The 25394-nt window shown below is 66.4% G+C and carries 26 protein-coding genes; 17 read left to right on the top strand and 9 right to left on the bottom strand.

Annotated elements, in window-relative coordinates; translation table 11 throughout:
- The first annotated feature begins 78 nt into the window (after positions 1 to 78).
- The 4 genes from bchI to NDB2M1_RS22700 are packed head-to-tail and all read left to right on the top strand — an operon-like array spanning position 79 to position 3789.
- On the top strand, positions 79 to 1080 hold the full coding sequence (gene bchI, locus NDB2M1_RS16710) for a magnesium chelatase ATPase subunit I (protein ID WP_072383991.1): 1002 nt from the start codon (positions 79 to 81) through the stop codon (positions 1078 to 1080).
- The gene (locus NDB2M1_RS16705; RefSeq protein WP_072383990.1) at positions 1077 to 2765 is read left to right on the top strand and encodes a magnesium chelatase subunit D; all 1689 of its coding nucleotides are present in this window, start codon (positions 1077 to 1079) and stop codon (positions 2763 to 2765) included. Before bchI ends, NDB2M1_RS16705 begins: the two co-directional genes overlap by 4 nt.
- Positions 2762 to 3637, top strand: coding sequence for an alpha/beta fold hydrolase BchO (bchO, locus tag NDB2M1_RS16700; protein ID WP_072383989.1), 876 nt, complete (start codon positions 2762 to 2764; stop codon positions 3635 to 3637). The genes NDB2M1_RS16705 and bchO overlap by 4 nt, the downstream gene beginning before the upstream one ends.
- A 14-nt stretch (positions 3638 to 3651) precedes the next feature.
- Positions 3652 to 3789, top strand: a complete 138-nt coding sequence (locus NDB2M1_RS22700) for a hypothetical protein (RefSeq protein WP_156309789.1) — start codon at positions 3652 to 3654, stop codon at positions 3787 to 3789.
- Positions 3790 to 3853: 64 nt separating this feature from the next.
- Here NDB2M1_RS22700 and NDB2M1_RS16695 read toward each other — a convergent pair whose 3' ends face one another.
- The gene (locus NDB2M1_RS16695) at positions 3854 to 4144 is read right to left on the bottom strand and encodes a hypothetical protein (RefSeq protein WP_072383988.1); all 291 of its coding nucleotides are present in this window, start codon (positions 4142 to 4144) and stop codon (positions 3854 to 3856) included.
- A 77-nt stretch (positions 4145 to 4221) separates the two neighbouring features.
- The gene (locus NDB2M1_RS23180) at positions 4222 to 5343 is read right to left on the bottom strand and encodes a hypothetical protein (RefSeq protein WP_253185924.1); all 1122 of its coding nucleotides are present in this window, start codon (positions 5341 to 5343) and stop codon (positions 4222 to 4224) included.
- A 91-nt stretch (positions 5344 to 5434) separates the two neighbouring features.
- Here NDB2M1_RS23180 and NDB2M1_RS16685 point away from each other — a divergent pair, with 91 nt between their 5' ends.
- The 11 genes from NDB2M1_RS16685 (at position 5435) to NDB2M1_RS16635 (ending at position 16579) form a co-directional block, all read left to right on the top strand.
- Positions 5435 to 6607 carry a methyltransferase gene (locus tag NDB2M1_RS16685; protein ID WP_072384010.1) on the top strand — a complete coding sequence of 391 codons (1173 nt, stop codon included), beginning with the start codon at positions 5435 to 5437 and terminating at the stop codon, positions 6605 to 6607.
- Positions 6608 to 6802: 195 nt separating this feature from the next.
- Positions 6803 to 7738: a chlorophyll synthesis pathway protein BchC gene (gene bchC / locus NDB2M1_RS16680; RefSeq protein ID WP_253185923.1), complete on the top strand. Its 936-nt coding sequence runs from the start codon at positions 6803 to 6805 to the stop codon at positions 7736 to 7738.
- Positions 7735 to 8742 (top strand): chlorophyllide a reductase iron protein subunit X, encoded by a 1008-nt coding sequence (locus NDB2M1_RS16675; protein ID WP_072383987.1) that lies wholly within the window; start codon positions 7735 to 7737, stop codon positions 8740 to 8742. The genes bchC and NDB2M1_RS16675 overlap by 4 nt, the downstream gene beginning before the upstream one ends.
- Entirely contained in the window at positions 8732 to 10270 is a 1539-nt protein-coding gene (gene bchY, locus NDB2M1_RS16670) for a chlorophyllide a reductase subunit Y (protein WP_083554933.1), read from the top strand. The genes NDB2M1_RS16675 and bchY overlap by 11 nt, the downstream gene beginning before the upstream one ends.
- A gap of 76 nt (positions 10271 to 10346) precedes the next feature.
- Positions 10347 to 11792, top strand: a complete 1446-nt coding sequence (gene bchZ / locus NDB2M1_RS16665; RefSeq protein WP_072383986.1) for a chlorophyllide a reductase subunit Z — start codon at positions 10347 to 10349, stop codon at positions 11790 to 11792.
- A 145-nt stretch (positions 11793 to 11937) separates the two neighbouring features.
- Positions 11938 to 12090, top strand: a complete 153-nt coding sequence (gene pufB / locus NDB2M1_RS16660) for a light-harvesting antenna LH1, beta subunit (protein WP_072383985.1) — start codon at positions 11938 to 11940, stop codon at positions 12088 to 12090.
- Positions 12091 to 12197: 107 nt separating this feature from the next.
- Positions 12198 to 12377 carry a light-harvesting antenna LH1, alpha subunit gene (gene pufA, locus NDB2M1_RS16655; RefSeq protein WP_054123296.1) on the top strand — a complete coding sequence of 60 codons (180 nt, stop codon included), beginning with the start codon at positions 12198 to 12200 and terminating at the stop codon, positions 12375 to 12377.
- A 126-nt stretch (positions 12378 to 12503) separates the two neighbouring features.
- A complete protein-coding gene (gene pufL / locus NDB2M1_RS16650; protein ID WP_072383984.1) occupies positions 12504 to 13328 on the top strand; it encodes a photosynthetic reaction center subunit L in 825 nt (274 codons plus the stop codon).
- A 13-nt stretch (positions 13329 to 13341) separates the two neighbouring features.
- Positions 13342 to 14307, top strand: a complete 966-nt coding sequence (gene pufM, locus NDB2M1_RS16645) for a photosynthetic reaction center subunit M (protein ID WP_072383983.1) — start codon at positions 13342 to 13344, stop codon at positions 14305 to 14307.
- Positions 14308 to 14309: 2 nt separating this feature from the next.
- Positions 14310 to 15395, top strand: a complete 1086-nt coding sequence (gene pufC / locus NDB2M1_RS16640; protein WP_072383982.1) for a photosynthetic reaction center cytochrome PufC — start codon at positions 14310 to 14312, stop codon at positions 15393 to 15395.
- Positions 15396 to 15673: 278 nt separating this feature from the next.
- Complete coding sequence (locus NDB2M1_RS16635; RefSeq protein ID WP_072384007.1) at positions 15674 to 16579, top strand: hypothetical protein; 906 nt, start codon at positions 15674 to 15676, stop codon at positions 16577 to 16579.
- Between the two features lie 47 nt (positions 16580 to 16626).
- Here NDB2M1_RS16635 and NDB2M1_RS16630 read toward each other — a convergent pair whose 3' ends face one another.
- The 7 genes from NDB2M1_RS16630 to NDB2M1_RS23355 form a co-directional block, all read right to left on the bottom strand.
- Positions 16627 to 16887 carry a hypothetical protein gene (locus tag NDB2M1_RS16630; RefSeq protein ID WP_171955427.1) on the bottom strand — a complete coding sequence of 87 codons (261 nt, stop codon included), beginning with the start codon at positions 16885 to 16887 and terminating at the stop codon, positions 16627 to 16629.
- Positions 16888 to 16962: 75 nt separating this feature from the next.
- Entirely contained in the window at positions 16963 to 17454 is a 492-nt protein-coding gene (locus NDB2M1_RS16625) for a TspO/MBR family protein (protein WP_072383981.1), read from the bottom strand.
- Positions 17451 to 18647: a geranylgeranyl diphosphate reductase gene (locus tag NDB2M1_RS16620; protein WP_072383980.1), complete on the bottom strand. Its 1197-nt coding sequence runs from the start codon at positions 18645 to 18647 to the stop codon at positions 17451 to 17453. The genes NDB2M1_RS16625 and NDB2M1_RS16620 overlap by 4 nt, the downstream gene beginning before the upstream one ends.
- Positions 18644 to 19987: a BCD family MFS transporter gene (locus NDB2M1_RS16615; RefSeq protein WP_371328215.1), complete on the bottom strand. Its 1344-nt coding sequence runs from the start codon at positions 19985 to 19987 to the stop codon at positions 18644 to 18646. Before NDB2M1_RS16615 ends, NDB2M1_RS16620 begins: the two co-directional genes overlap by 4 nt.
- Entirely contained in the window at positions 19944 to 20840 is an 897-nt protein-coding gene (chlG, locus tag NDB2M1_RS16610) for a chlorophyll synthase ChlG (protein ID WP_072384005.1), read from the bottom strand. Before chlG ends, NDB2M1_RS16615 begins: the two co-directional genes overlap by 44 nt.
- 94 nt (positions 20841 to 20934) lie before the next feature.
- A complete protein-coding gene (gene ppsR / locus NDB2M1_RS16605; RefSeq protein ID WP_072383979.1) occupies positions 20935 to 22356 on the bottom strand; it encodes a transcriptional regulator PpsR in 1422 nt (473 codons plus the stop codon).
- 13 nt (positions 22357 to 22369) lie between these two features.
- Positions 22370 to 23341, bottom strand: coding sequence for a cobalamin B12-binding domain-containing protein (locus NDB2M1_RS23355; protein ID WP_305778330.1), 972 nt, complete (start codon positions 23339 to 23341; stop codon positions 22370 to 22372).
- A 206-nt stretch (positions 23342 to 23547) separates the two neighbouring features.
- Between NDB2M1_RS23355 and bchF the strand changes: the two genes are divergently transcribed.
- A complete protein-coding gene (bchF, locus tag NDB2M1_RS16595) occupies positions 23548 to 24087 on the top strand; it encodes a 2-vinyl bacteriochlorophyllide hydratase (RefSeq protein WP_082364782.1) in 540 nt (179 codons plus the stop codon).
- A complete protein-coding gene (locus NDB2M1_RS16590) occupies positions 24084 to 25391 on the top strand; it encodes a ferredoxin:protochlorophyllide reductase (ATP-dependent) subunit N (RefSeq protein WP_054123304.1) in 1308 nt (435 codons plus the stop codon). The genes bchF and NDB2M1_RS16590 overlap by 4 nt, the downstream gene beginning before the upstream one ends.
- The last annotated feature ends 3 nt before the right edge of the window (positions 25392 to 25394 follow it).

The following is a 25394-nucleotide window of genomic DNA, read 5'->3' as shown; positions in this document are numbered from 1 at the left end:
CTGGCACTCCCGCTAAGGCGCCAGTCTTTCACAGCGCGCTTGCCCTTACAAGGCGCATAGTCCAGATTGCTTGACACCATGAACCGTTTCCCCTTCTCCGCCATCGTCGCGCAAGACGAAATGAAGCAGGCCCTGCTGCTGGCCGCTGTCGATCCTGCCATCGGAGGCGTGATGGTCTTCGGCGACCGGGGAACCGGAAAATCGACGGCAGCGCGGGCACTTGCCGCGATCCTGCCGCCCATCGTCGCGGTGGAAGGCTGCCGCTTCGGCTGCGCGCCGCCCGATGCGGGGACCTGTCCAGATCCCTGTACATCGAAGAAGACGGCGAAGCGACCGGTGCCGTTCGTGGACCTGCCGCTGGGCGCGACCGAGGACCGGGTGATCGGCGCGCTCGATCTGGAGCGGGCACTGCGCTCGGGCGAGAAGCGCTTCGAGCCGGGGCTGCTGGCGAAGGCGCACCGGGGTTTTCTCTATATCGACGAGATCAACCTGCTCGAGGATCATCTGGTCGATCTGCTGCTGGATGTGGCGGCATCGGGCGAGAATCTGGTCGAGCGCGAGGGGCTTTCGGTGCGGCACAAGGCGAAGTTCGTGCTGATCGGGAGCGGGAACCCGGAGGAAGGCGAACTGAGGCCGCAACTGCTCGACCGGTTCGGGCTTTCGGTCGAGGTGCGCACCCCGCAGGCGCTCGATGCGCGCGTGGAGATCATGCGCCGCTGTGCTTCGCATGAGCGCGATCCGGTGGCGTTCGGCGAGGAATGGGCGGCGGCGGATGCCAAGATTGTGCGCAGGATTGCCAAGGGGCGGAGCCGGCTGGCGACGGTCGAGACGCCGGACGACGTGCTCTACGATGCCTCGCGGCTGTGCATGGCCTGCAAGGCGGACGGGCTGCGCGGCGAACTGACCCTGATGCGCGCGGCGCGGGCGCAGGCGGCGCTGGATGGGGCGGATTCGGTCAAGCGCAAGCATGTGACAGCGGTCGCGCCGATGGCATTGCGCCACCGGCTGCGGCGCGATGTGCTGGATGAGACGGGCTCGACTACGCGGATCGAACGCGCGGTGGCCGAGGTCTTCGGGTGACCACCCTTCCCGCGCCGTCCGCCGCAGAAGACGCGGCGCTGGCGCTGCAAGCCTTTGCGCTCTGGCCGGCGGGATTTGGCGGGCTGTGGCTGCGCGGCCCCGGCCCGGCACGCGATGCGCTGGTCGAGCGGCTGGGGAGCGCTGTGGCCCTGAAGCGGATGCCCGCGCATATCGATGGCGAGCGGCTGCATGGCGGGATCGACCTCGCCGCCAGCCTTGCGGCGGGGCGCAGTGTCTCGCGCGCCGGGTTCCTGCAGGAAGCGCGCGGCGGCGTTGTGATCGCACCGCTGGCCGAACGGATCACGCCTGCGCTGGCGGGGAGCGTGGCGCAGGCGCTGGATCATGCGGAACCGGCAGAGCGCTTCGGGCTGGTGCTGCTCGATGACGGGGCCGAGCGCGATGAAGTACCGCCGCTGAGCCTGACCGAACGCGTGGCCTTTGCCTGTGATCTGGGGAGCAGCGCGCCCGGCGGGCTGGCGGCGACGGAGCTGCCTGCCCCCCTTGCCTCACCGGCCGAGATTCCGGCGTGCAGTGCGGAAGGGCTGGAAGCTCTGGCGGCGGTATCGCTTGCGCTGGGAGTCGACTCCGGGCGGGCCTTGCGCTTTGCCGCGCTGACGGCGGGTGCCAGCGCGCGGCTCGATGGGCGCGGGTCTGTGCGGGAGAGCGATCTCGCCGCAGCGGCGCGGCTGGTGCTGGCCCCGCGCGCGACGCGCCTGCCGCCGCCTCCGCCGGAGGATCAGGCGGACGAAGCGCCGCCCCCTCCCCCGCCGCCGGAGGGCGAGACCGACACGCCAGGAGACGAGGAGCGCGAGGACAACGGCGTGCCGGACCCCGATCAGCTGATCGAAGCGGCGGCGGCGGCGATCCCGCCGGGTCTGCTGGAAGCCCTCGCCGATGGGCGCGTCCGGCGCGGTGCGGGAAGCGGCGGTGGTTCGCGGCACCTCTCACCGCTCAGGGGTCGGCCGCTGGCGGCGCGGCAGGGGCTACCACGCGGAGGCGCGCGGCTGGCGCTGATCGATACCTTGCGCGCGGCGGTGCCGTGGCAGGCCTTGCGGCGCAGCGAGGGCGAAACGCGGCCCGGCCTGCGCATCATGAAGGACGATGTGCGCGTTCGGCGGTTCGAGGCGCGCAGCGCTTCGGTTACGATCTTCGCGGTCGATGCCTCGGGCTCGGCGGCGTTCACGCGGCTGGCGGAGGCTAAGGGCGCGGTCGAGCTGCTGCTGGCACAGGCCTATGTGAAGCGCACCGAAGTCGCGCTCGTGGCGTTTCGCGGGCAGGAGGCAACGATGCTGCTTCCGCCGACGCGTTCACTGACGCGGGCGCGGCGCGCGCTGACGGAATTGCCCGGCGGTGGCGGAACGCCGCTGGCGGCGGGGCTGTCGATGGTCTGCACGCTGGGGACCGGCCTTGCGCGCCGGGGCTATACGCCGCTGCTGGTGGTGCTGACCGACGGGCGCGGGAACATCGCGCTTAATGGCAGCACGGATCGCAAGGCCGCGACCGAGGATGCACTGAAGGCGGGACGTGCGGTTGCCGCGGCAGGGCTGGCGGGCGTGGTGATCGACATTTCCCCCCGCCCTCGCCCGGAAGCTGCGGCAGTCGCCTCGGCGATGCGGGCGCGCTATGTGCCTTTGCCGCAGGCCAATGCGAAGACGCTGAGCAAGGTGATTGGGGCGCTGACATGAGCAGGCCGCTGGTCTGGGACAGCGACGGACGCGATTGGCCGCATCGCGAGGCCAGCCGCTTCGTGGCTGCCGGGCCGCTGACCTGGCATGTGCAGGAAATGGGCTCCGGGCCAGCCTTGGTGCTGCTCCATGGCACCGGCGCCGCGACTCACAGCTGGCGCCATCTGATGCCGCTGCTGGCACAGCACAACCGCGTGATCGCGATGGACCTGCCGGGGCATGGCTTTACGCGCGGAAGACCGGCGGGTGGGCTGACGCTGCCGGGCATGGCGGCTGCAGTGACGGCGCTTCTCGACAAGCTGGACGTGCGGCCCAAGCGGCTGATCGGCCATTCCGCCGGGGCGGCGATTGCGCTGCGGATGGTGCGCGACGGGTTTGCGGTGCCGGACGTTGTCGGGCTCAATGCGGCGCTTTCACCGTTTCCAGGGTTCTTCGCGCCGCTGTTTCAGGGCCTTGCCCGGGCGCTGGTGCTCAATCCGCTGGTGCCGCGCCTGTTTGCCGCGAGCGCGCGCACGTCCGGCGATACCGGCCGGCTGCTGGTGCGCTCGACCGGTTCGCACATCGATGCCGAGGGCGTGCGCTGCTACGCTCTGCTGCTGGGCAATGCGCTTCATTGCCGGGGCGCGCTGGAAATGATGGCGGGGTGGGACCTTGCCGGGCTACAGCGCGATCTGCCGAAGGTGGCGGCGCGGGTGCGCCTGATCCACGGCGCAAAGGATGCCGCGGTGCCCGTCGGCTCGGTGGAACAGGCGGTGAAGCTGATGCCGCAGGCGTCGCTCGAGGTGCTTGCGGGGCTTGGCCATCTGGCGCACGAAGAGCGAGCGGGTAGTGTCGCGGCGGCCATGGCGGTCGCCGCGACAGTGCATGCCTGAGAGGGAGGGACAGCATGGCTGAGAATTTCGGATGGATCGAAATGGTCGTCTTTGGCGGCGTCGCGCTGGGCATCGGCGTGTGGCAGCTGGTTTCGGTCAACCGCGAGATCGCCAAGGACAAGGCCAAGAAGGACGGAACAGCGAGGGATTAGCCAGCGTCGATTGGTTCCGAACCTGGCGGAGCGGCTGGGATTGGTGGAGAGCTGCCGCACCCTTTCACTGGCCGACAAAGGTGACAGCAAGGAAACTGAACAGGAGAAACGCCGTCAGCCCCAGCGTTCCTGCGAGAGGCCAAAGCAGCAGGCGTGATACCCTTGTGCCGATAACGGCGGTGAGACCGAGAACGACTGGCGGAAGCGCGATGAAAGCGGGATAGAGCCATGTGATTGGATGGGTGCTTGGGAGAAGCAAGCGCAGTCCCATCGGCGAGAACACCAACGCGATAAACACGCTCAGGAGCGCAAAAAAGAACCAGAGCGTCGCCACAATACCAGTTAATCGGCTCATGGGTGCAAGTTGGCACAGCCGCGCAATGTCCGCAATTGGGCGCAACCGATCGTTCGGATTTGCCCGTCCAGCCTAAGTCACCGCCGCGCCCTCGGCATGCGGTGCGGGATCAGTTGCTGCACGATCGGATTGCAGAACCGGTCGAGCGAGAGCGTTTCCTGCATCGCCACCACCGGTTCGCCATAGAGCCGCGCGTGGAGCGTGGAGCGGGTGTAGAAGGGGGAATCCTCCCAGGTCTTGCGCACGCGGGCGAGACCGCGGTCCGAGCGGGTCAGGCGCTCCATCTGCCACATCGTATTGGGCAGCGGCGCGGTCGGCGGCAAGTCGGCCTCATGCGGCACGCCCGCGCTGTCGAAGCGCAGCGCACTGGCGAAGGTGGAGCCATCGCGGCGCTGGCCTTCGTAGAACACCGCGACGTGCTTGCCGAGGTGCGCGCGCGACCAGTGCCAGACGCGAAAGCCCTCCTCGAGCGACTCGGAGCCGCGGTTGGAATCGAGGTAGGCACTGCCCTTCCAGCTGAGCTCGGGCGCCTGCATCTCGACCGAAATCCGAGCGCGGGGGGCGAGGCAGTGCCACAAGTGCTTGCCCGCCGGATCGAGCGCGAAGGCTTCGGTGTTGAGCATTTCGGGCCAGACCTTGATCTGCCCGGCGACCCGCCTGCGGAACGGATTCATGATCCGCTTGTCGCGTTCCTCGATATCGATGACGAGGCAGTCACCCGCCCAGCGGACCGAACTGGGGCCGATGGCGAACTGGTCCGCCTCGGGTTTGACGGCATGTTCAGGCCGCTCGGTCATCGTCCAGCGCGCCTTGGGGCCATAGAGCGCGACGTTGAGCGCGCAGTGATCGAGCGGATTGCCGCGCCCGGAGCGCTTGAAATAGGGCGAGAAGACGCTGCCGATGAAGGCGATCAGAGTGAGACCGTGCTGGCCGTCGTCGCTGAGCGCATCTACGTACCACCAGCTGTAGCCGCCGGCCGGGACCGGCGCGTCGAACCGGGGGTGCGCGTCGCTGTCAAGGCTGCCGGGGGCGCGGACGAGGCGGTCCTCCTCGCCCTTCTGCAGCAGCGCCCAGGGATCGGGCGCGGCGGGCGCGGGCGGCAGCGCCCCCTGCATGCGGGCGAGCGCCGTCCAAACCGGCGGCAAGTCCTCGGCCTTGAGCCCCAGCGCGCCATCCGCGCGATCATCGCCTCGCCACATGGGCCTGTCTCCCGTGCTCCGGATTTGCAGGAGCATGTGATGGATGATTGACGCATTGCTGCTAAATGTCCAATGTAATTGACATATGGACATGTCCAATCGTCTGGATTTGCCCCAAAGGGCCGGACTGAAGGAGCGCTGGGTCCTTTGGCGCAACCGGCTGCTGACCAATCCCCGGTTCCAATCGTGGAGCGCCGCGTTCCCGCTGACCCGGCCGATCGTGCGCTCCCGCGCGCGGCGGGCGTTCGATCTGGTGGCAGGCTTTGCCTATGCGCAAGTGCTGGCGGCCTGCGTCGAGGGCGGGCTGCTCGATCTGCTGGCGGAAGGGCCGTGCGATACGGTGCGGGCGGCGAACCGGGCGGGACTTGGCGTGGACGCGGCGGAGCGCCTGCTGCGCGCCGCCGCCTCGCTGGGGATCGCCGAGTCGCTGCCGGGTGGGCGCTGGACGCTGGGGATGGATGGCGCGGCGCTGCAGTGCAATCCGGGGGCGCGGGCGATGATCCGCCACCATGCGCTGCTCTATGCCGACCTTGCCGACCCGCTGGCGCTGCTGCGCGCCGACCGGAAGGAGCCGACCGCGCTTTCGGATTTCTGGACTTATGCGCGGGCCAGCGCGACGGGCAATGTGCCGCCGGGACGGCAGGGTGATGCTGACAATGAGTCGGCGGCAAAGGCCTACTCCGCGCTGATGGCCGCCTCGCAGGCGATGGTCAGCGAGCAGCTGATCGCGGCGTACAAGTTCGGCAAACACAAGGCGATGATGGACGTGGGCGGCGGCACCGGCGCCTTTGTGCGGGCGGTCGGCACTGCCGCGCCTGACTTGCGACTCGGCCTGTTCGACCTGCCCGATGTCGTCACGGGGGCGGAAACCTCTCTGGGGCGCGATGCGCTGATTGCTCCGCGACTTGCGCTCCACAAGGGCAGCTTCCTGCATGATCCTCTGCCCACCGGCTTCGATCTGATCACGCTAGTGCGCATACTCCACGATCATGACGACGAACCCGCGCTGCGCCTGCTGCGGGCGGTTCGCGCGGCCCTTCCGCCTGGCGGAACCTTGCTGATCGGGGAGCCGATGGCCGGTGCCGCCGGCGGCGGCGCGATGGGCGATGCATACTTCGGACTTTACCTCTGGGCGATGGGATCGGGCCGCCCGCGCCGCCCCGCCGAGCTTGGTGCCATGCTGCACAGCGCCGGATTTTCCAGCTGGCGCGAGGTTTCGACCCATTTGCCGCTGGTTTGCGGCGCGATTGTCGCCCGCGTTTGACACCTCGCGGCCGCATAGGCGCAGAATTCCCCCAAAACGGACTAACGGCACTCATGCACAGCTTGTCGCATGGCCGACCTGCACAAAGGTGTAGTGTTGAGTTGACACTTCTTTATGACAATGTAAGCTGACACTCGGAAAGCCCCCTAGACCGAACGGCATGCCGTCCGGCCCGGGCTGAGGGGAAAAGTGGTCGTGGAAGCACTAGCGCTCATCATGGAGGCACCAGAGCAATTGGCTCTCAGGCCCCTCGCGCTCGATGCGCCGACCGGTTCCGATGTGGTCGTCGAAGTCTGCTGGAGCGGCATCAGCACAGGCACCGAAAAACTCCTCTGGACCGGAAAAATGCCCATGTTTCCGGGCATGGGTTACCCGCTGGTGCCCGGTTATGAATCGGTTGGCCGCGTGATCGACGCGGGCCGTGATGCCTGGGCGCGGATCGGTGACTGGGTGTTCGTTCCGGGTGCGAGCTGCTTCCGCGATGCGCGAGGACTGTTCGGCGGATCGGCCCGCAGGCTTGTCCTCCCCTCCGCCCGCGCGCTCACCATCGACGAGTCGCTCCAGGCGAATGGGGTGCTGTTCGCCCTCGCCGCGACGGCGCTCCACGCGCTGGACGGCGGCACGTTGCCCGACCTGATCGTCGGGCACGGCGTGCTCGGCCGCCTGCTGGCACGCATCACCATCGCCCTCGGCGCGCACCCACCCACCGTATGGGAAACCGACCCGCAGCGGATGGGCGGGGCTGTCGGCTACAAGGTCGTTTCGCCCGACGAGGATCCGCGGCGCGATTACCATTCGATCTGCGATGCCAGCGGCGACTCGAACATTCTCGACACGCTGCTCGGCCGCCTGAGCCGCGGCGGCGAGATCAACCTCGCGGGTTTCTACAGCGAGCGGGTGAACTTCGCCTTCCCGGTGGCCTTCCGCGCGGAAGCACGCATCCGCGTCGCTGCCGAATGGAGCCACGGCGATCTCGACCGGACGCGCGATCTCATTCGTTCGGGTCGGCTCGATCTCTCGGGCCTCGTCACCGACGTTCGCCCCGCGAGCGAGGCGGCCGAGGCCTATCCGGCGGCCTTCACCGACCGGAACTGCCTGAAAATGGTTCTCGACTGGAGCAATTGCGCATGACGACCCTAACCTCCAGTCCGCAAGTATCTGCGCGCGTTCAGGCGCTTCGCGACGAAGCGGCGATCGAACCCGATGCGGTCACGCCCTCCGAAGTGACCAAGGAAACGCAGATCATCGCGATCTACGGCAAGGGCGGCTCGGGCAAGAGCTTTGCGCTTTCCAACCTGAGCTACATGATGGCGCAGCAGGGCAAGCGCGTGCTGCTGATCGGCTGCGATCCCAAGTCCGATACCACCAGCCTTCTGTTCGGCGGCAAGAGCTGCCCGACGATCATCGAAACCTCCGCCGCCAAGAAACTGGCCGGTGAGGACGTGAAGATCGAGGACGTCTGCTTCCAGCGCGACGGTGTGTTCGCGATGGAGCTCGGCGGACCGGAAGTCGGCCGTGGCTGTGGCGGGCGCGGGATCATCCACGGCTTCGAACTGCTCGAGAAGCTGGGCTTCCACGAGTGGGGCTTCGACTACGTGCTGCTCGACTTCCTCGGCGACGTGGTCTGCGGCGGCTTCGGCCTGCCGATCGCGCGCGACATGTGCCAGAAGGTGATCGTCGTCGGCTCGAACGACCTGCAGTCGCTCTACGTGGCGAACAACGTCTGCAAGGCGGTCGAATATTTTCGCTCGATGGGCGGCAATGTCGGCGTCGCGGGCATGATCGTCAACAAGGATGACGGCACCGGTGAGGCCAAGGCCTTTGCACAGGCTGTTGATATCCCGGTGCTTTGCGCGATCCCGGCGGACGAGGACATCCGCCGCAAGTCCGCAAACTACCAGATCATTGGCCGGCCCGACACGCAGTGGGGCAGCCTGTTCGAGGAACTGGCGGAAAACGTTGCAACGGCCCCGCCGCGGCGGCCCAAGCCGCTCGACCAGGACGGCCTGCTCGGCCTGTTCTCGCCCGAGGACACCGGCGGCAGTGTGACGCTGATCCCGGCAACCCAGGCCGACATGCGCGGCGGCACCTTTGAAACCAAGGCGTCGCTGGAGGTCATCTACGATGACATCTGAAACCCGCCCCGCCCCTGACCGCATCGACGCCATGCCCGACGCCCCCGTCGCGGCGGGGACCGATGGCGGCTGCCATGGCGGGACGGACCGGATGCGCGAAGCCGCGCGCAATGCCGGCAAGAGCGAAGTGCTTGATCGCTATGCCGCCGACTACCCGGTCGGCCCGCACGATCAGCCGCAATCGATGTGCCCCGCGTTCGGCTCGCTGCGCGTGGGCCTCAGGATGCGCCGCACGGCCAGCGTGCTCTCGGGCTCGGCGTGCTGCGTCTATGGCCTCACCTTCACCTCGCACTTCTATGGCGCGCGGCGGAGCGTCGGCTACGTGCCGTTCAGCTCGGAAACGCTGGTTACCGGCAAGCTGTTCGAGGACATCAAGGAAGCGGTCGAGCAGCTCGCCGATCCTGAACTCTACGACGCGATCGTCGTCACCAACCTCTGCGTGCCAACCGCGAGCGGTGTGCCGCTTCGCCTTCTGGGCAAGGAAGTGAACGGCGTCAGGATCATCGGCATCGATGTCCCCGGCTTCGGCATTCCGACTCATGCCGAGGCCAAGGACGTGCTTGCCGGCGCCATGCTCGCCTATGCCCGCAGCGAGGCGGAAGCTGGCCCGGTAAGCGCTCCCCCTGCCCGTTCGGACCGCCCGACGATCACGCTGCTCGGCGAGATGTTCCCGGTCGATCCGGTCGGCATCGCACAGATGCTGGAGCCGATGGGCCTCGCTGCTGGCCCGGTCGTGCCGACGCGCGAATGGCGCGAGCTCTATGCCGCGCTCGATTGCGCCGCCGTCGCCGCGATCCATCCGTTCTACACCGCCAGCGTGCGCGAGTTCGAAGCCGCGGGTCGCACTGTCGTCGGTTCGGCGCCGGTTGGCCGCGATGGCACCGCCGATTGGCTCGCCAGCATCGGCCAGGCCTGCGGCGTGAGCGCCGACAAGATCGCCGCCGCGCAGAACCGCATCCTGCCCGCGATCACCGGCGCGCTGGCCGCCCGCCCGATCAAGGGCCGCATCACCGTTTCGGGCTACGAAGGCTCCGAACTGCTGGTCGCGCGTCTGCTCGTCGAAAGCGGCGCCGACGTGCGTTATGTCGGCACCGCCTGCCCGCGCACCGTGTGGTCCGATCCCGACCGCGAATGGCTGCAGGCGCGCGGCGTCAAGGTGCAGTACCGCGCCAGCCTCGAGCAGGACATTGCCGCCGTCGAGGAATTCCGCCCCGATCTCGCCATCGGCACGACGCCGGTGGTGCAGCACGCCAAGCAGATGGCGATCCCGGCGCTCTATTTCACCAATCTCATCTCGGCCCGCCCGCTGATGGGTCCTGCGGGTGCTGGCAGCCTCGCGATGGTGGTCAACGCCGCGATCGGCGGAAAAGCCCGCTTCGACCGCATGAGCGCCTTCTTCGAGGGCGTCGGCTCCGGCCATACGACCGGCGTTTGGGAAGATACCCCGCAGGACCGCCCGAACTTCAAGAAGAAGTACGCCGCGCTGAACGAGGCTGCCCGCAAGGCGGCAGAGGCGGTGGGATCATGATCCTGCTGATCGCCTATCGCCACCTGCGGCTCGCGATGACCGTCCGGCCCTTGTATCGCCTGGCAGGAGCGCGCGCATGACGCTCATCATCGATCATGATCGGGCCGGCGGCTATTGGGGCGCGGTCTACGTCTTCACCGCGGTGAAGGGCCTGCAGGTCATTATCGACGGCCCGGTGGGCTGCGAAAACCTGCCGGTGACATCGGTGCTACATTACACCGACGGGTTGCCGCCGCACGAACTGCCCATCGTCGTCACTGGCCTCGGCGAGGAAGAGCTTGGCAAGACCGGCACCGAAGCGGCCATGCGCCGCGCGTGGAAGACGCTCGATCCTGAGCTTCCGGCGGTTGTCGTGACCGGCTCGATCGCCGAGATGATCGGCGGCGGCGTGACGCCGGGGGGCACCAATATCAAGCGCTTCCTGCCGCGCACGATCGACGAGGATCAGTGGCAGTCGGCGGACCGCGCGCTGAGCTGGCTGTGGAGCGAGTTCGGCCCCAAGACCGTGCCCGCCCCGAAGGCACGCAAGGAAGGCGAGAAGCCGCGCGTCAACATCATCGGCCCGGCCTACGGCATGTTCAACATGGCCTCGGACCTTGCCGAGATGCGCCGCCTGATCGAGGGCCTCGGCGCCGAGGTGAACATGGTGTTCCCGCTGGGCTGTCACCTCGCCGATATCCGCCGCCTTGCGGATGCCGACGCGAATGTGTGCCTTTACCGCGAGTTCGGGCGCAATCTTTGCGAGGTACTTGAGCGGCCCTATTTCCAGGCGCCGGTCGGGCTCACCTCCACCACCCGCTTCCTTGAAGCGCTGGGGGCTTCGCTGGGGCTTGATCCCGAACCGTTCATCACGCGCGAGAAGCACACCACGATCAAGCCGCTGTGGGACTTGTGGCGCTCGGTCACGCAGGACTTCTTCGGCACGGCCAGCTTCGGCATTGTCGCGAACGAGACCTACACCCGCGGGATCCGGCATTTCCTTGAAGAGGACATGGGCCTCCCCTGCGCCTTCGCCTTCTCGCGCAGCGCGGGTGTGAAGCCGAAGAACGAGGACGTGCGCGATGCCATCCGCGCCGGCGCGCCGATGGTCGTGTTCGGCAGCTACAACGAGCGCATGTACCTCGCCGAATGCGGCGCGCGCAGCATCTACATCCCGGCAAGCTTTCCGGGCGCCGCGATCCGCCGCCACACCGGCACGCCCTTCATGGGCTATTCGGGTGCGACCTACCTGATCCAGGAAGTGTGCAACGCGCTGTTCGACGCGCTGTTCCACATCCTGCCCCTTGCCACCCAGCTCGATGCGGTGCCCGCCACGCCGGCGCGGCTCCACCGCGAGCTGCCGTGGAGCGACGAGGCCAAGGCCCGGCTCGATGAACTGGTCGAAGCCCAGCCGGTGCTCATCCGCATCTCCTTTGCCAAGCGCCTGCGCGACGCGGCCGAAGCTGCCGCGCGCCGCGAAGGCGAAAGCGAAGTCAGCGCCGACCGGCTCGCCGATGCGCTGCTCGGAAGCGCGGCGCCATGAGCAGCGCGCGCACCCATTATCCCGCTTTGCGGGAAGGCCATTCCCGCTCAGCGGGTAAACCCATTCCCTCGGCTTCGGCCGTTGGAATATCGCCGGGGGGCGATCGCCGCCTCTCGCTTTGCACGTCAATACTGGAGATGCAGATATGAGCGATGATCGCCTGGGGCTCAGGACCTACCTGACGCCTGAAGAAGCCAAGGAATTCCACAAGCTGTTCATGAGCAGCTTCCTCGGCTTCACCGCCGTGGCCGTGGTTGCCCACGCGCTCGTGTGGTCGTGGCGCCCCTGGATTTCGTAAGAAATCCAACGTCATAACACCCACGTTTGGCCATAACGGCCACCCGGCCATTTTCGGCCGAACCTGAACGACCGCGCCGCTTCGGCGCTTTCACAAGGACAGATACCATGTGGAGAGTCTGGCTTATTTTCGATCCGCGCAGGGCCCTCGTGGCGCTCGCCGCGTTCCTGTTTGTGCTGGCAATCGTGATTCACTTCATCCTGCTCAGCACGCCTCGCTTCAACTGGCTCGATGGTCCGCACTCTGCGGCCCAGGCAGCCCCGGCTGCAGCCGCAGCCACGCCCTGACCACCTGCAAGGCAAGAGGCGGCATCCCACCGAAAGTGGACATGCCGCCTCCGGCACTGCCGGGGGGAACCGGTTGATTTTCCATGTACTTGTGCCCGCCAGGCTTGGGCGGGGGAGGATAGAGCCATGGCGCTCCTCAGTTTCGAGCGAAAGTATCGCGTGCGCGGAGGCACGTTGATCGGCGGGGACCTTTTCGACTTCTGGGTCGGCCCGTTCTACGTTGGCTTTTTCGGAGTGATCACGGCGATCTTCGCCTCACTCGGAACGGCTCTCATTCTCTACTGCGCCTCGCAAGGTGGCACGTGGAACCCGTGGCTGATCTCGATCGCGCCGCCTGACCTCAAATACGGGCTCGGCCTTGCGCCGCTGCGCGAGGGCGGGTTCTGGCAGGTGATCACGGTCTGCGCGATCGTGTCATTCGTCTCCTGGGCGCTGCGCGAAGTGGAGATCTGCCGCAAGCTGGGCATGGGATATCACGTGCCCATCGCCTTCGGCTTCGCGATCTTCGCCTACGTCTCGCTGGTGGTGATCCGTCCGGTGTTGCTGGGTGCCTGGCACTTCGGCTTCCCCTACGGGATCTTCAGCCACCTCGACTGGGTGTCGAACACCGGCTACCAGTACCTGCACTTCCACTACAATCCGGCGCACATGCTGGCGGTGAGCTTCTTCTTCACCACCTGCCTCGCGCTCGCATTGCACGGCGCGCTGGTGCTTTCCGCGGTCAACCCGAAAGAGGGCGAGACCGTGAAGACCCCGGAATACGAAGACACCTTCTTCCGCGATCTGATCGGCTACTCGATCGGTACCCTGGGCATCCACCGTCTGGGGCTGCTGCTGGCGCTCAACGCCGGCTTCTGGAGCGCGGTCTGCATCATCATCAGCGGCCCCTTGTGGACCAAGGGCTGGCCTGAATGGTGGAACTGGTGGCTCAACCTGCCGATCTGGTCGTGAAGGAGGACTAGCCATGGCTACCTATCAGAATATCTTCACGCAGGTTCAGCTCAGCCATGCCCCCGAAATGGGCATCGAGATGAAGCCCGGCAGTGATCCGCGCGGCACCGCCGTCGGTTTCAACCACCTCTTCGGCCGCTTCGGTCAGGCCCAGCTCGGCCCGATCTATCTCGGCTGGACCGGTCTCCTCTCGATCCTGTGCGGGCTCACCGCGTTCGAGATCATCGGTCTCAACATGATGGCTTCGGTCAACTGGGATCCGATCCAGTTCGTGCGCATGCTGCCGTGGCTCAGCCTGGAGCCGCCGGGGCCGGAATACGGCTTCTCGCCCATCGTCCCGCTCGCCAAGGGCGGCTGGTGGATCCTCGCCGGCATGTTCCTGACGCTCTCGGTTCTGCTCTGGGCAATCCGGACCTATCGCCGGGCCCGCGCGCTCGGCATGGGGACCCACGTGTTCTGGGCATTCATGTCGGCCATCTGGCTGTTCCTCGTGCTCGGCTTCATCCGGCCCGCCTTCATGGGCAGCTGGTCCGAAGCTGTGCCCTTCGGCATCTTCCCGCATCTCGATTGGACCGCCGCGTTCTCGATCCGCTATGGCAACCTGTTCTACAATCCGTTCCACGCCCTCTCGATCGCCTTCCTCTATGGCTCGACCCTGCTCTTCGCGATGCATGGCGCGACCATCCTGGCAGTCGGCCGCTATGGCGGTGAGCGCGAGATCGAACAGATCACCGATCGCGGTACCGCCTCCGAACGCGCCGCCCTGTTCTGGCGCTGGACCATGGGCTTCAACGCCACGATGGAATCGATACACCGCTGGGCCTGGTGGTTCGCCGTGCTGACCACTCTCACGGGCGGCATCGGCATCCTCCTCACCGGCACCGTTGTCGACAACTGGTACCTGTGGGCCCAGCAGCACCACTATGCGCCGGCCTATCCCGACACCGGGGTCGTCGATCCGGCTTTGGGGAGCAAGTGACCATGAAACCGAACCTCATGCTGCGCCTCGGCGCGGTGGTCCTCGGCGCAGCGCTGCTCGGCGGCTGCCAGCTCGAGACCAAGTCCGCCAAGCAATACGGCTTCCGCGGCACCGGCATGGATCAGATCACGCTCGCTTCGGCGAACAAGAAGATCGATCCGATCAATGTCGTGCCGCCGCCGCCCTATGATCCGCCCAAGCCGGGTGGCCGTCCCGCCAAGGAAGCGTACCAGAACGTGCAGGTTCTGGGCGACATCTCGGAAGACGAGTTCAGCTACACGATGGCCGCGATCACCCAGTGGATCGCGCCGGAGCAAGGCTGCAACTACTGTCACAACCCGGCCAACATGGCCTCCGACGAGATCTACACCAAGAAGGTGGCTCGGCGGATGCTGCAGATGACGCGGAACATCAACACCAACTGGACCCAGCACGTGAAGCAGACCGGTGTGACCTGCTACACCTGCCACCGGGGCAAGGCGGTTCCGACCGAAAACTGGGCGCTGCCGGCCAAGGGCAACGAGGACACCATCCTCGGCAACAAGCACGGCCAGAACGCGCCGCTCGTCAGCACGGCCTATTCGTCGCTGCCGAACACGGCTTTCGCCAAGTACCTGCTCGACAGCAACTCGGCGCCGATCCGGGTGCAGACGACCTACAGCCACCCGTCGCAATACGCCGCGACGAAGAACAAGACCACGACGATGGAGGCAGAGGGCACCTACAGCCTCATGATGCACACCTCCTCGGCGCTCGGCGTGAACTGCACGTTCTGCCACAACGCCGGCTCGTTCCAGGCCTGGAACATGAGCACGCCCAAGCGCGTCGGCGCCTGGTACGGCTACCGGATGGTGCGCAACATCAACGGGGAATACATCGGCACGCTTGCCAGCGTGTTCCCGAAGCACCGCCTCGGGCCCCAGGGTGATCCGCTGAAGGTCAACTGCACGACCTGCCACCGCGGCATCAACAAGCCTCTGGGCGGTGTCTCGATGGTCAAGGACTACCCGGCCCTGCGGCCGAGCGCTCCGATGGTCACCGCAGCGGCAGCCCCGGCTCCGGCTGCGGCACCGACCAAGATGCCGTAAGCCAACCGAACACCCCCGCGCACGCAACCGGCGCGGAATACCTGGCCCCTGCGATCCCCTGGGATCGCGGGGGTTTTCTTTTGATTTGGAATGCGCGCGGCGAAGCGCATAAAGGCATACAGGGTTGTGAGAGTCATCCACGCCGCGTTACCCTCGTAATTATGCGAGGAAAACGAAGAACGCCCATTCGACCAGACTTGCAGGTAGAATTGCGCAAACTTGGTCTGGTACTACGCAGTAGAATGCAGGTTGGTTCAGCATTCGAGCACCTCTGGCCGATGCTCGACGCGATTGACCCTAGTGCTTTGGCTGAAGCCGAATCCGTGATTGTGCGCGAGGCGGAACTTTACCGCCGGCCGCCTGAAAAATCGACTTTCATGGCTCGGCTCTTGGGCAAGTCGGTTGGATCGCTGGAACAGCTTTCCGAGACACACCAACTAGAGAAGCTTTTCCTGTTTCATCGCGATGGCAATTTGCGTGAGGCCGCCCTGCGCAAGTTCGACGGACCTGTCTCGAGTGCCTTTATGTTCATCGCGCTTGCTTGGCGGCTCAATGATTGGGTTCCCGAGGTTCGCCGCGCCGCGGAAGAGTGCGTGTCGCGCTGCTTTCCGCAGACACCCGCGAGCATCGTTGCGCAAGCGGCAGCCGTCCTGCTGATCCGAAAGTCGAGCTGGCGCCGCTGGGGTGATGAAAGAAGATGGCTCGACGCGGTGTTGAATCGTCGCGACGTGGCGTCCGAACTTGCCGCCCAGATCATCGAGCGGCCTAGCGGCCCCACTGCCCGTATCTTGCGCGGGGCACTGCAAACACCATGGATGGACAGCTTCCTGCCGCAGATCGCCGGTTCCGCGGTCCAACCAGCTACGAGAGCAGTCGCCTACGAAACATTGATTGCCGGGCAAGCCAGTTGGCCGAATGGCTGGAGATGGCGATGGGTGGACAAGACCATCGGCAGGCGGCGTGTCGAGACGGTTTTTGCCCACAGGCCGCTTGCAACGGACATCTCCTTACAGGACATAATCGCAATGGCGCTCAGGGACCGATCCGGTGCTGTCCGATCAGTCGCGATGTCTGGTGTCATTCGGCATCGGGACAAGCTGAGTGATGTAGAGGCCATCGCTCGGGAATTTCTTGATGACTCCGCCCGCGGCGTGCGCGAGCGTGCCGAGTTCATTCTTCGCTAATCCTGAAAAGGCAACTGAGCCGCCCCTAATGATGGACTAGCAGGACCTTATCGCCCCCTCCCCCGCCGCAGCAGATCCGCCAAATGCACCGGGAACGAGGCCGCCAGCGGTAGCGCGATCCATGGCCAGCTGGCGCCGACGAGCGCAGCGCGGAGGCCCAACATCATGCAGGCGCCGGGGAGCAGTAGCAGCGCAACGTCTATGGCGGGGCGGCCGGCGCGCAGCAGGATGAGGGCCTCGATTACCAGCACCGCAAGGACGAGATCGGCGGCGTGGCCGCTGGCGAAGAAGGTAGCGAGATCAGGCATGACTTGCCCTGCACCGTTGCGTGAGCACCCTTCGACAGGCTCAGGGTGAGCGGAGTTGTTGTGGTGATCGCCGTCTCAAAACGGCCCGTTGAGCTGGATCACCTGCCAGTTGAGCGCGCCGGCGATGCTCACCCAGACGAGATAGGGCATGAGCAGCAACGCGGCGAGGCGGGAGAAGCGGCCGCAGGCCACGATCAGGACGAGGATCGAGACCCACAGCACCGCCAGCTCGACCATCGCCCAGTCCGGGCGGCGCAGCTGGAAGAACAGCACCGTCCAGCTGACGTTGAGCGCGCCGTTGATCGCGAACAGCCCGATCAGTGTATCGGCGGAGCGGCTGTCCGGCGCGGCGCGCCAGGCGTAGACGCCGGCGGCGGCGATCAAGGTAAAGACAACGGTCCAGATCAGGCCGAAGGCGGGCGCCGGCGGGTTCCAGCTCGGCAGGTTGAGCGACTGGTACCAGCCGGTCGTATCGGTCATCGTGCCGCCGACGCCGGCGACGATCGTCGCGGCAATGGCGGCAACGGCAATCGGCAGGCCCCAGGGCCGGTTGGCGTGCCTGCTCAAGGGTGCGCGGCCCTCAAACCAAGCAGATGCGCGGTGTCCTTGAGGAAAATCCTGAGGTGCGCGAGCGGATCGGCGCGGACCAGCTTCTTGTTCATGTAGGCCTGCCAGGTCAGGCGCTGCACATCGGGATCGGCGCACATCGCCACGAAGCGTTCGCGGCGCTTGTCGCTGGAATACCAGAAGTACTGCATGATCCCGAGGATCCAGAACACGCGCCCATGTTCCTTCAGGAAGGTACGCCGCGCGGCCCGGAGGGCGGAGGGCTTGCGCGTCAGCAGGAACTGGTGCGCTGCGTTGGCCACGTGGCGGCCGCACGTCATTGCGTAGTAGATGCCCTCGCCCGACGCGGGCGCGACAACACCGGCGGCATCGCCGGAGACGATGACATCCCGGCCATTATCCCAGCGCTTCAATGGCTTGAGCGGGATCGGCGCGCCTTCGCTGCGGATCGTTTCGCAATGGGCAAGGCCCATTTCCTGGCGCATTGCGGCGACCGAGCCGCGCAGCGAAAAGCCCTTGTTCGCGCTGCCGACGCCGATACTGGAGGTCTCGCCGTGCGGGAAGACCCAGCCGTAGAAATCAGGCGAGACGCGGCCCTGGTAGATCACGTCGCAGCGCGCGGGATCAAAGCCGTGGTCGTTGGCGGGGGGCGACTTGATGATCTCGTGGTAGGCGAAGACACACTTGACGTTTTCGCTGCCGGGCAGGCTGTCGCGCGCCACACCGGAGCGGGCGCCGTCTGCACCGACGACGAGGCGGGCGCGCACGCGGTGGTCCGGTCCGCTGCGGCTCTCGCGGTAGACGACGACTGCGCCCTCGGCCCCGTCGCGCTCGATGCGTTCGAAGGTGCCGGTGCGGCGCTCGGCCCCGACTAGCGCAGCGCGATTGCGCAACCATTCGTCGAACACGTCGCGATCGACCATGCCGACGTAGCCGATCTCGCCCACCGGCATATCGACCGCGCGATCGGACGGCGCGACCATGCGCGCGCTGCGGGCGCGGGCGACGAGGAGGCTGTCGGGGATGGCGAACTCTTCCATAAGTCGTGGGGGGACTGCGCCGCCGCAGGGCTTGATGCGGCCATCGCGGTCGAGCAGCAGCACGGAGTGGCCCATGCGGGCGAGGTCGGCAGCCGCCGTGGCTCCGGAGGGGCCGCCTCCCACCACGACGACGTCGAAATCGATCTTGATCATGCTTCCGCCTCCCGCAATTTCACTGCCGCGCCCTGACCCGCAATGCGCGCCGCCATCACCGCCGCGGCCATGAACAGCATGGCCTCGAACGTGAAAATCGTCTGGAATGCACGCCCATCGCTTTCCGCGTGGCGCGCAAGATCAACGCCGATGGCGCCGGAAAGGCCGCCGAGGCCGAAGGCGATGCCCTGCGCCGCGCCCCATATGCCCATGCGCAGGCCGGTATCGGATTTCCGGCCTTCGCCGGCGAGGCTCATCATCGCGCCGATGGCGGAGACGGCAAATACGCCGTTGGTGAAGCCAAGCACCCCGATGTTGGCGGCGAGCGGCCAGCCGGGTCCGATGCCGGCACCGACGGCCAGGCCTGCCAGTGCGAGCGCGGAACCGACACAACCGGCGGCGATCCAGCCCCTGAGTTCGCCCGCCGCGCGGCCTGCAAAGGCACTGCCGCCGATGCCGGCGACGATCATGCCGAGGAGCACGCCGCTGTGCTGGACCGCGGAGAGCGAGGTGGACTGGGCAGGCGTCATGCCGAAGACGATCCCGGCGAAAGGTTCAAGGATCAGGTCCTGCATCGAATAGGCGAGCATCGAGAGGAACACGAACACGGTGAAGCGGCGCGCGGCGGTTTCTGCAAAGACGGCGCGCAGGGCCTCGCCGAGGCTGGTTTCACTGGTCGGTTCGGGAGTGGCGGGCTGGATGCCGCGTTCGAGGCGGAAGGTGGCGAGCACCGTGATCAGGAGGGCAGCGAGCGCGATGCCGCCGGAGACCCTGACGAGTTGCGCCCACGAAAATGGCTCAAGCAGCGCACCAGCTGTGCCGGCGGATACCACGATGCCCATGACCATCATGATCCACGTGACCGCCGCGGCAGCGGCGCGGCGCTGGGGTGCGACACCCGCCGCGAGCAGGGCGAGAAGCGATGTGCCCGCCGCACCGACACCTGCTCCAATCAGGACGAAGCCGAGCAAAAGCAATGCATTGGCAGGGAGCGGCGCGAGCGGCAGTGCGAAAACGGCGAGCATTGCTCCAGCGCCCAGCACGGCAACACCGCCGATGATCCACGGCGTGCGGGCATGGCCACGGTCCGAGCCATGGCCCCAGACCGGCCGCGCAAGCTGGACGGCATAATGCAGCGCGACGAGCCCCGCCGGAACGGCGGCGGCCATGCCATATTCGACGACCATGACGCGGTTGAGCAGCGACGTGGCGAGCATGACGATCGCGCCGATGGAGGCTTGCACCAGCCCGAGCCGGGCGATCGAGAACCAGCCGAAGCCTGTCACCACGCCCCCTTCACCAATGCCCGCCGAGGCCGCCGGCAGCTGCCAGCATGCCAAGGACATAGAGCGTGACGCCGGTTCCGCCATACCAAGGCGCGCGGCCCGCCGGATCGGCAATCAGTCTCGGCATCAGCGCGAATTGCACCGCGAGGACCGCCGCAACGATAGCGGCAGACAGCATGAAGCCATGTTGCACAAGGTAGATCGCGGCGAGGACTTGCGCGAGCGCCATGACCGTGCAGGCGAGCAGCGCGGCATTGCGGACGCCGAGCACGACCGGGAGCGAGCGCACACCGGTCTGGCGATCACCCTCTACAGCCTTGAAATCATTGAGCGTCATGATCCCGTGCGCGCCCAGGCTGTAGAGCACGAGGACGACGAGCACCGGCGTGGGCGGCAGCGTGCTGGTCATCACGGCGGCGCCAGTGAACCAGCTGAGGCCTTCGTAGGTCAGCCCGACCAGCATCGGGCCCCACCAGCCGCTGGCCTTCAAGCGGAACGGCGGCGCGCTGTAGGCCCAGGCGGCGGCAAGGCCGACCACGGTCGCGGCCATGACCCACAGGCCGAGCGCCGCGCCGACCGCAAGGGAGATGACCGTACCGATGCAGGCGATCCACAGGCCCCAGCGGCCAGGAATGCGGCCCGACGGGATCGGGCGGTTCGGTTCGTTGATGGCATCGACATGGCGGTCGAACCAGTCGTTGATCGCCTGGCTGTTGCCGCAGACCAGCGGGCCGGCAAGGAGGCCGCCCGCGATGATCTGCACCAAATGCCCGGAGGCAGGCTGACCCGACGAAACGACGCCGCACATGAAAGCCCAGATCGGCGGGAACCACGTGATCGGCTTCAAGAGCTCCAGCACGTCGCGCGGAGCGGGACGCCGGATCACCTTGGGGTCCGTAAGTGCCATCGAGCGGGCCGAAGTGGCAGGCTTCGTCATACCCTCGGAGGGTATGGTTGACACCAACAAGTGTCAATTGATTCTTACACTTGCGTGGAAAAGGCTACTCGCCCTCACCCACGAGGTTGCCGAGCCCGTAGCGGTGCAGCTTGGAATAGAGGCTCTGGCGGCTGAGGCCGAGGATCTCGGCGGCCGAGGCGCGGTTGTCCGAGGTGTAGGCGAGCGCGGCCTCGATGCAGAGCCGCTCGATGAGATCGGTGCTCTCGCGCACGATTTCCTTGAGGCTGGCGCGGCCGACGAGTTCGGTGAGCTGTTCGACCGAGCGCGGTAGATCGAGCGGCGTCGGCGGCAGATCGCGCAGACGGCGGCCGATCTCGCGGATTGCGAAGCCATAGCACGGATTGTCGCCCGACGTGCGCACAGCGGAAAGCTCGACCGGCTCTTCCAGCTCGGAATCGCGGGCACGGACCACGGTGCTCACGTTGCGCGCAAGGCCGTACTTGGTGAGCTGGCTTTCGATGAGATCGAGATCGATCCCGGGCCGGCCGACAAATTCGCCCAGCGGACGTCCGCGGATCTGATCGAGCGAGGCCGCGCGCGCGAGTTCGAGGAACGCGATGTTGGCCGCGATGATCCGCATGTCGGAATTGGCGACGACGAAAGCATCGGGCATGCGCTCGACAATGTCGAGCAAAGTGGCAGCGCCTTCGGTGGTGCGCGCGCCAGCCGAACTCAGCCGGACCAGCAAGTAGCGGCCTCCCAGCTGTCGGAAACCGGTGGCGGAAATGGTGAGTTGCTGGCGCGCTCGTTCGAGTTCGACCGTGAGCGGCGACACCTCGGATGTCGTCAGCACCGCGCCAAGATAGGCGATCAGCGCGTCGCGCGAGCCGCGCGCGACGAGGCCGGAGAGCTTGGTGCCGACGAGACTGCCGGGCCGCGCCTCCAGCACCGCATGCGCGGCCGGGTTCGCTTCCTGGATGCGCTGGCTGTCCGCCTCGACGAGCAGGACCGGCTCGGATGAGAGATCGAACAGCAGGCGGTAGCGTGTCTCGATCTGGCGCAGGCGCATGTAGTCCCGCTCGAGCGATTGCTGCGCCTGGAGGAGGCGCTGCTGCAGCACAACGGCATTGCGCATGTCGCGCCCCACCGCGATCAGGCGCTGGCCGCCATCGAGGCTGATAAGAAGGTAGCGGACAGGGATATCGCCGGCGGGGCTGGTGTGGTTGATCTGGCGCCAGCGATTGCTCGCGTCAGCATGGTCAGCCTGCAGCATGTCCTTGATCTTGCTGCGGCTTTCTACCGTAACGGTGGCATCGAAGTGCTGCCCGATCCAGCCGTCGCAGCCGGGAAAATCCTGCCGGTTGGCAGCAACGTCGAGGATCTGGCCAGCGGGATCAAGCGCAAGGGTCACATCGCCCGAGGCGAGCACGAGGCGCATCGCATCCGCAGGGCCGATGGCATTGAAAGCGGATTCCGACCGATTAAACGGCATCTTGTCCGCGATGGCGCGCTCGGGTTCTACCACGGGGTGCCCGGCCCTAGCCGGCGTTCACGGTCCGGTGCGCGACCGCGCCAACCAGACGGTTGGCGAGAGCGAGCGCTCCGGGCGCATCAACCGCCGAGCCATCCGCGCCGGCTTCCAGAGCCATCGCCGGATTGGCATTGATCGCATGTCCTCCCACCAGAATACTCACTTCTTGGCACATGGACACGCTGCGGATCGCCTTGATCGTTCTTGCAAGAGACTCGGTAGTAACTTCACAAGATACGGTCAAGCCAACGAGATCGTAGGATTTGTTGGCAACTTTCGCGACCAGCTGGCGCATGTCGGGCGCGACGAGAACCTCGCTGTCCCACGCGGCGCGGACGAAGACTTCGTGCACCATGGTGGCGCCGAAACTGTGCTGCTCACCCGGCATCGGCGAGAAGAGTGCGCGGCGAGGTGCGCTGAGCGGACCGGTGATGATCGGGCTGCCCCACGCAATCTCGCGCATGACTTCCTGCAAACGCCAGAGACCGATGGTGACATCGAGAAAATCGCAGAGATCCTCTTCCCACAGCACGCCGAGGCGGCGGGCTGCCGGAGCCAGGAGATCCACGAAGATCGCATCGATGCCGACACCGCGCGCGAGGTATTCCTCGACATGGACGAGCAGTTCGTCTGCCTGCAGTGTCAACGGCAGTGGACAGAAGCGCGCCAAATCCTCAGGCGTGATGACCCCGCCGCCACTTGGTGCCGCGCGGCCGGGCCGCATACGGTGCGCCACGAGGAGCTGGGGAATGATCTCGCCCTCGATCAGCGAGTTGATGGCCGAACTGGAACCAGAACGCTGCGAGCGGCGCGAGCTTCCGCTCCGGCCATTGCCGCTACCGCTGCCATTTCCGCCGCTGCTGCCCTTGCGCCGCCCTGTAACGGGGACGCCGGTATGCTCTTCGTGTGCAGCGCCGGGATCCGCCTTGCGGGGTCCCTGGCCACCTTGTGGCCCGCTTTTCCCAACCGCCAAGTCCATGCCAGACTCCCCCCGTCTGCCGCGGCAGGTACCGCGTGGGGATAGTGGTTAAAGACACTCCGACTCTGTCCCGTTCACAAGACGTACGCCCATTGTCCGACCTTGGCAAACGCAATGATGTCAATTTTTCTTGTCGTCCAATTTTATTGACAGTCCTCGCGAACGAGTCGTAAGCTGCCCGTTGCGAAGAGGATGGGACGCACGAAATGTCGGAAGCTCGTACGACAGCGCTGCGCGGAATCAGGTCCGGTTCGGACCACCGCCAGAATGCTCGCGGGCCTGCCCGACAGGCCCGCCCACTTTATACCCCCGAAGAGCAGCAAAGGCGTGACAATACGCCGTGGACACTGGTCCAGGGCCTGCTCGCACCCTTCCAGTTCGTGGTGTTTCTGGTCAGCCTCGCGCTGGTTGTGCGCTGCCTTCTGACCGGTGACGGCGCCTTCGCGGCAGACCTTTCGGTCATCGCCAAGACCCTCACGCTCTACACCATCATGGTTACGGGATCGATCTGGGAGAAGGTCGTTTTCGGGAAGTGGCTCTTTGCCCCGGCGTTCTTCTGGGAAGACGTCGTCTCGATGCTCGTGATCGCACTGCACACGGCCTACATGGTCATGCTGCTGGGCAAGATCGGCACGGTGGAAGCACGGCTTACCGTGGCGCTCGCCGCCTACCTCACCTACGTCGTCAACGCAGCGCAGTTCGTTCTGAAGCTGCGCGCGGCGCGGCTGCAGCGAGCTGCCGCATGAGCCCTGCCCAGTCCTCCGCCCTTGCGGCCAGCCCGCGCGATGGCACGCTCGAAGTGCTGCGCGAGCGCGGCCAGCGCGAGGTGTTCTGCGGGCTGACCGGAATCGTCTGGCTGCACCGCAAGATGCAGGACGCGTTCTTCCTCGTCGTCGGCTCGCGCACCTGCGCCCACCTGCTGCAATCGGCGGCGGGCGTGATGATCTTTGCCGAGCCGCGCTTTGCTACCGCAATCATCGAGGAGCGCGATCTGGCGGGAATGGCCGATTGCCATGCCGAGCTCGACCGCGTGGTGGAGCGGCTGCTGGCGCGGCGCCCGGAAATCCGCACACTCTTCCTTGTGGGCTCGTGCCCTTCCGAAGTGATCAAGCTCGATCTCGCCAATGCCGCCCAGCGCATCGGCGCGCGGCACCTGAAGGGCGAGAACGGCTCCGAGGGCGTGCGCATCCTCGCCTATTCGGGGAGCGGAATCGAGACGACCTTTACCGAGGGCGAAGACGCCTGCCTCACCACGCTGGTGCCTGAAATGCCGGCCGAAGCTTCGGGCGCGGCGCAGTCGCTGCTGATGGTCGGGACCCTGCCGGACATTGTCGAGGACCAGTTCCTGCGTCTGTTTGCGGAACTGGGCATCGAACATGTCGGCGTACTGCCTGCCCGCCGCGCCGGGGCGCTGCCTTCAATCGGCCCGAACACCCGTTATCTCCTCGCACAGCCCTTCCTCGGCGAAACGGCGCGAGCGCTGGAAGACCGGGGTGCGGTGCGGATCGATGCGCCCTTCCCGTTTGGTGCTGACGGCACTGCCGCATGGCTGACCGCGGCAGCAGCGGCGTTTGGCATTGACGAAATGCATGTGAACCGCGTGATCGCCCCGGGCCGTGAACGCGCCAAGCGTGCGCTGGAGCGCTACAAGCCGGCACTCGCAGGCAAGCGCATCACGTTCCTGCCGGACTCGCAGCTGGAAATCCCGCTGGCCCGTTTTCTGGCGAACGAACTGGGCATGATTCCGGTCGAGGTGGGCACGCCTTATCTCCACCGCGCGCATCTTGCCGCGGACCTGGCGCGCATGCCCGAAGGCACCCGCATCAGCGAAGGGCAGGATGTCGAGCGCCAGCTCGATCGTGTGCGCGCCGATCGGCCCGACCTTACCGTCTGCGGCCTCGGCCTTGCCAACCCGCTCGAAGCCGAAGGGCTTTCGACCAAGTGGTCGATCGAACTCGTCTTCTCACCCGTCCACGGCTTCGATCAGGCCGGTGACCTTGCCGAACTGTTCGCCCGGCCGCTGCGCCGCCGCGACGTGCTGAGGATCTAGGCC

It is taken from the genome of Novosphingobium sp. NDB2Meth1, assembly GCF_900117425.1.
In the GTDB taxonomy this organism is placed as follows: domain Bacteria; phylum Pseudomonadota; class Alphaproteobacteria; order Sphingomonadales; family Sphingomonadaceae; genus Novosphingobium.
The sequence above is the reverse complement of the archived record's forward strand: the minus strand, read 5'-3'. Positions and strand labels throughout refer to the sequence as shown.

Bases quoted from the DNA above. Each gene is read 5' to 3' on its own strand.
- NDB2M1_RS16675 (WP_072383987.1), top strand. From the start codon at position 7,735: ATGACGACCCTAACCTCCAGTCCGCAAGTATCTGCGCGCGTTCAGGCG.
- NDB2M1_RS16620 (WP_072383980.1), bottom strand. From the start codon at position 18,647: ATGATCAAGATCGATTTCGACGTCGTCGTGGTGGGAGGCGGCCCCTCC.
- NDB2M1_RS16685 (WP_072384010.1), top strand. From the start codon at position 5,435: ATGTCCAATCGTCTGGATTTGCCCCAAAGGGCCGGACTGAAGGAGCGC.
- NDB2M1_RS23355 (WP_305778330.1), bottom strand. From the start codon at position 23,341: ATGGACTTGGCGGTTGGGAAAAGCGGGCCACAAGGTGGCCAGGGACCC.
- bchY (WP_083554933.1), top strand. From the start codon at position 8,732: ATGACATCTGAAACCCGCCCCGCCCCTGACCGCATCGACGCCATGCCC.
- chlG (WP_072384005.1), bottom strand. From the start codon at position 20,840: ATGGCACTTACGGACCCCAAGGTGATCCGGCGTCCCGCTCCGCGCGAC.
- pufC (WP_072383982.1), top strand. From the start codon at position 14,310: ATGAAACCGAACCTCATGCTGCGCCTCGGCGCGGTGGTCCTCGGCGCA.
- NDB2M1_RS22700 (WP_156309789.1), top strand. From the start codon at position 3,652: ATGGCTGAGAATTTCGGATGGATCGAAATGGTCGTCTTTGGCGGCGTC.
- bchF (WP_082364782.1), top strand. From the start codon at position 23,548: ATGTCGGAAGCTCGTACGACAGCGCTGCGCGGAATCAGGTCCGGTTCG.
- bchI (WP_072383991.1), top strand. From the start codon at position 79: ATGAACCGTTTCCCCTTCTCCGCCATCGTCGCGCAAGACGAAATGAAG.
- bchO (WP_072383989.1), top strand. From the start codon at position 2,762: ATGAGCAGGCCGCTGGTCTGGGACAGCGACGGACGCGATTGGCCGCAT.
- pufL (WP_072383984.1), top strand. From the start codon at position 12,504: ATGGCGCTCCTCAGTTTCGAGCGAAAGTATCGCGTGCGCGGAGGCACG.
- pufM (WP_072383983.1), top strand. From the start codon at position 13,342: ATGGCTACCTATCAGAATATCTTCACGCAGGTTCAGCTCAGCCATGCC.
- NDB2M1_RS23180 (WP_253185924.1), bottom strand. From the start codon at position 5,343: ATGTGGCGAGGCGATGATCGCGCGGATGGCGCGCTGGGGCTCAAGGCC.
- NDB2M1_RS16590 (WP_054123304.1), top strand. From the start codon at position 24,084: ATGAGCCCTGCCCAGTCCTCCGCCCTTGCGGCCAGCCCGCGCGATGGC.
- pufB (WP_072383985.1), top strand. From the start codon at position 11,938: ATGAGCGATGATCGCCTGGGGCTCAGGACCTACCTGACGCCTGAAGAA.
- NDB2M1_RS16695 (WP_072383988.1), bottom strand. From the start codon at position 4,144: ATGAGCCGATTAACTGGTATTGTGGCGACGCTCTGGTTCTTTTTTGCG.
- NDB2M1_RS16635 (WP_072384007.1), top strand. From the start codon at position 15,674: ATGCTCGACGCGATTGACCCTAGTGCTTTGGCTGAAGCCGAATCCGTG.
- bchZ (WP_072383986.1), top strand. From the start codon at position 10,347: ATGACGCTCATCATCGATCATGATCGGGCCGGCGGCTATTGGGGCGCG.
- pufA (WP_054123296.1), top strand. From the start codon at position 12,198: ATGTGGAGAGTCTGGCTTATTTTCGATCCGCGCAGGGCCCTCGTGGCG.
- NDB2M1_RS16630 (WP_171955427.1), bottom strand. From the start codon at position 16,887: ATGCCTGATCTCGCTACCTTCTTCGCCAGCGGCCACGCCGCCGATCTC.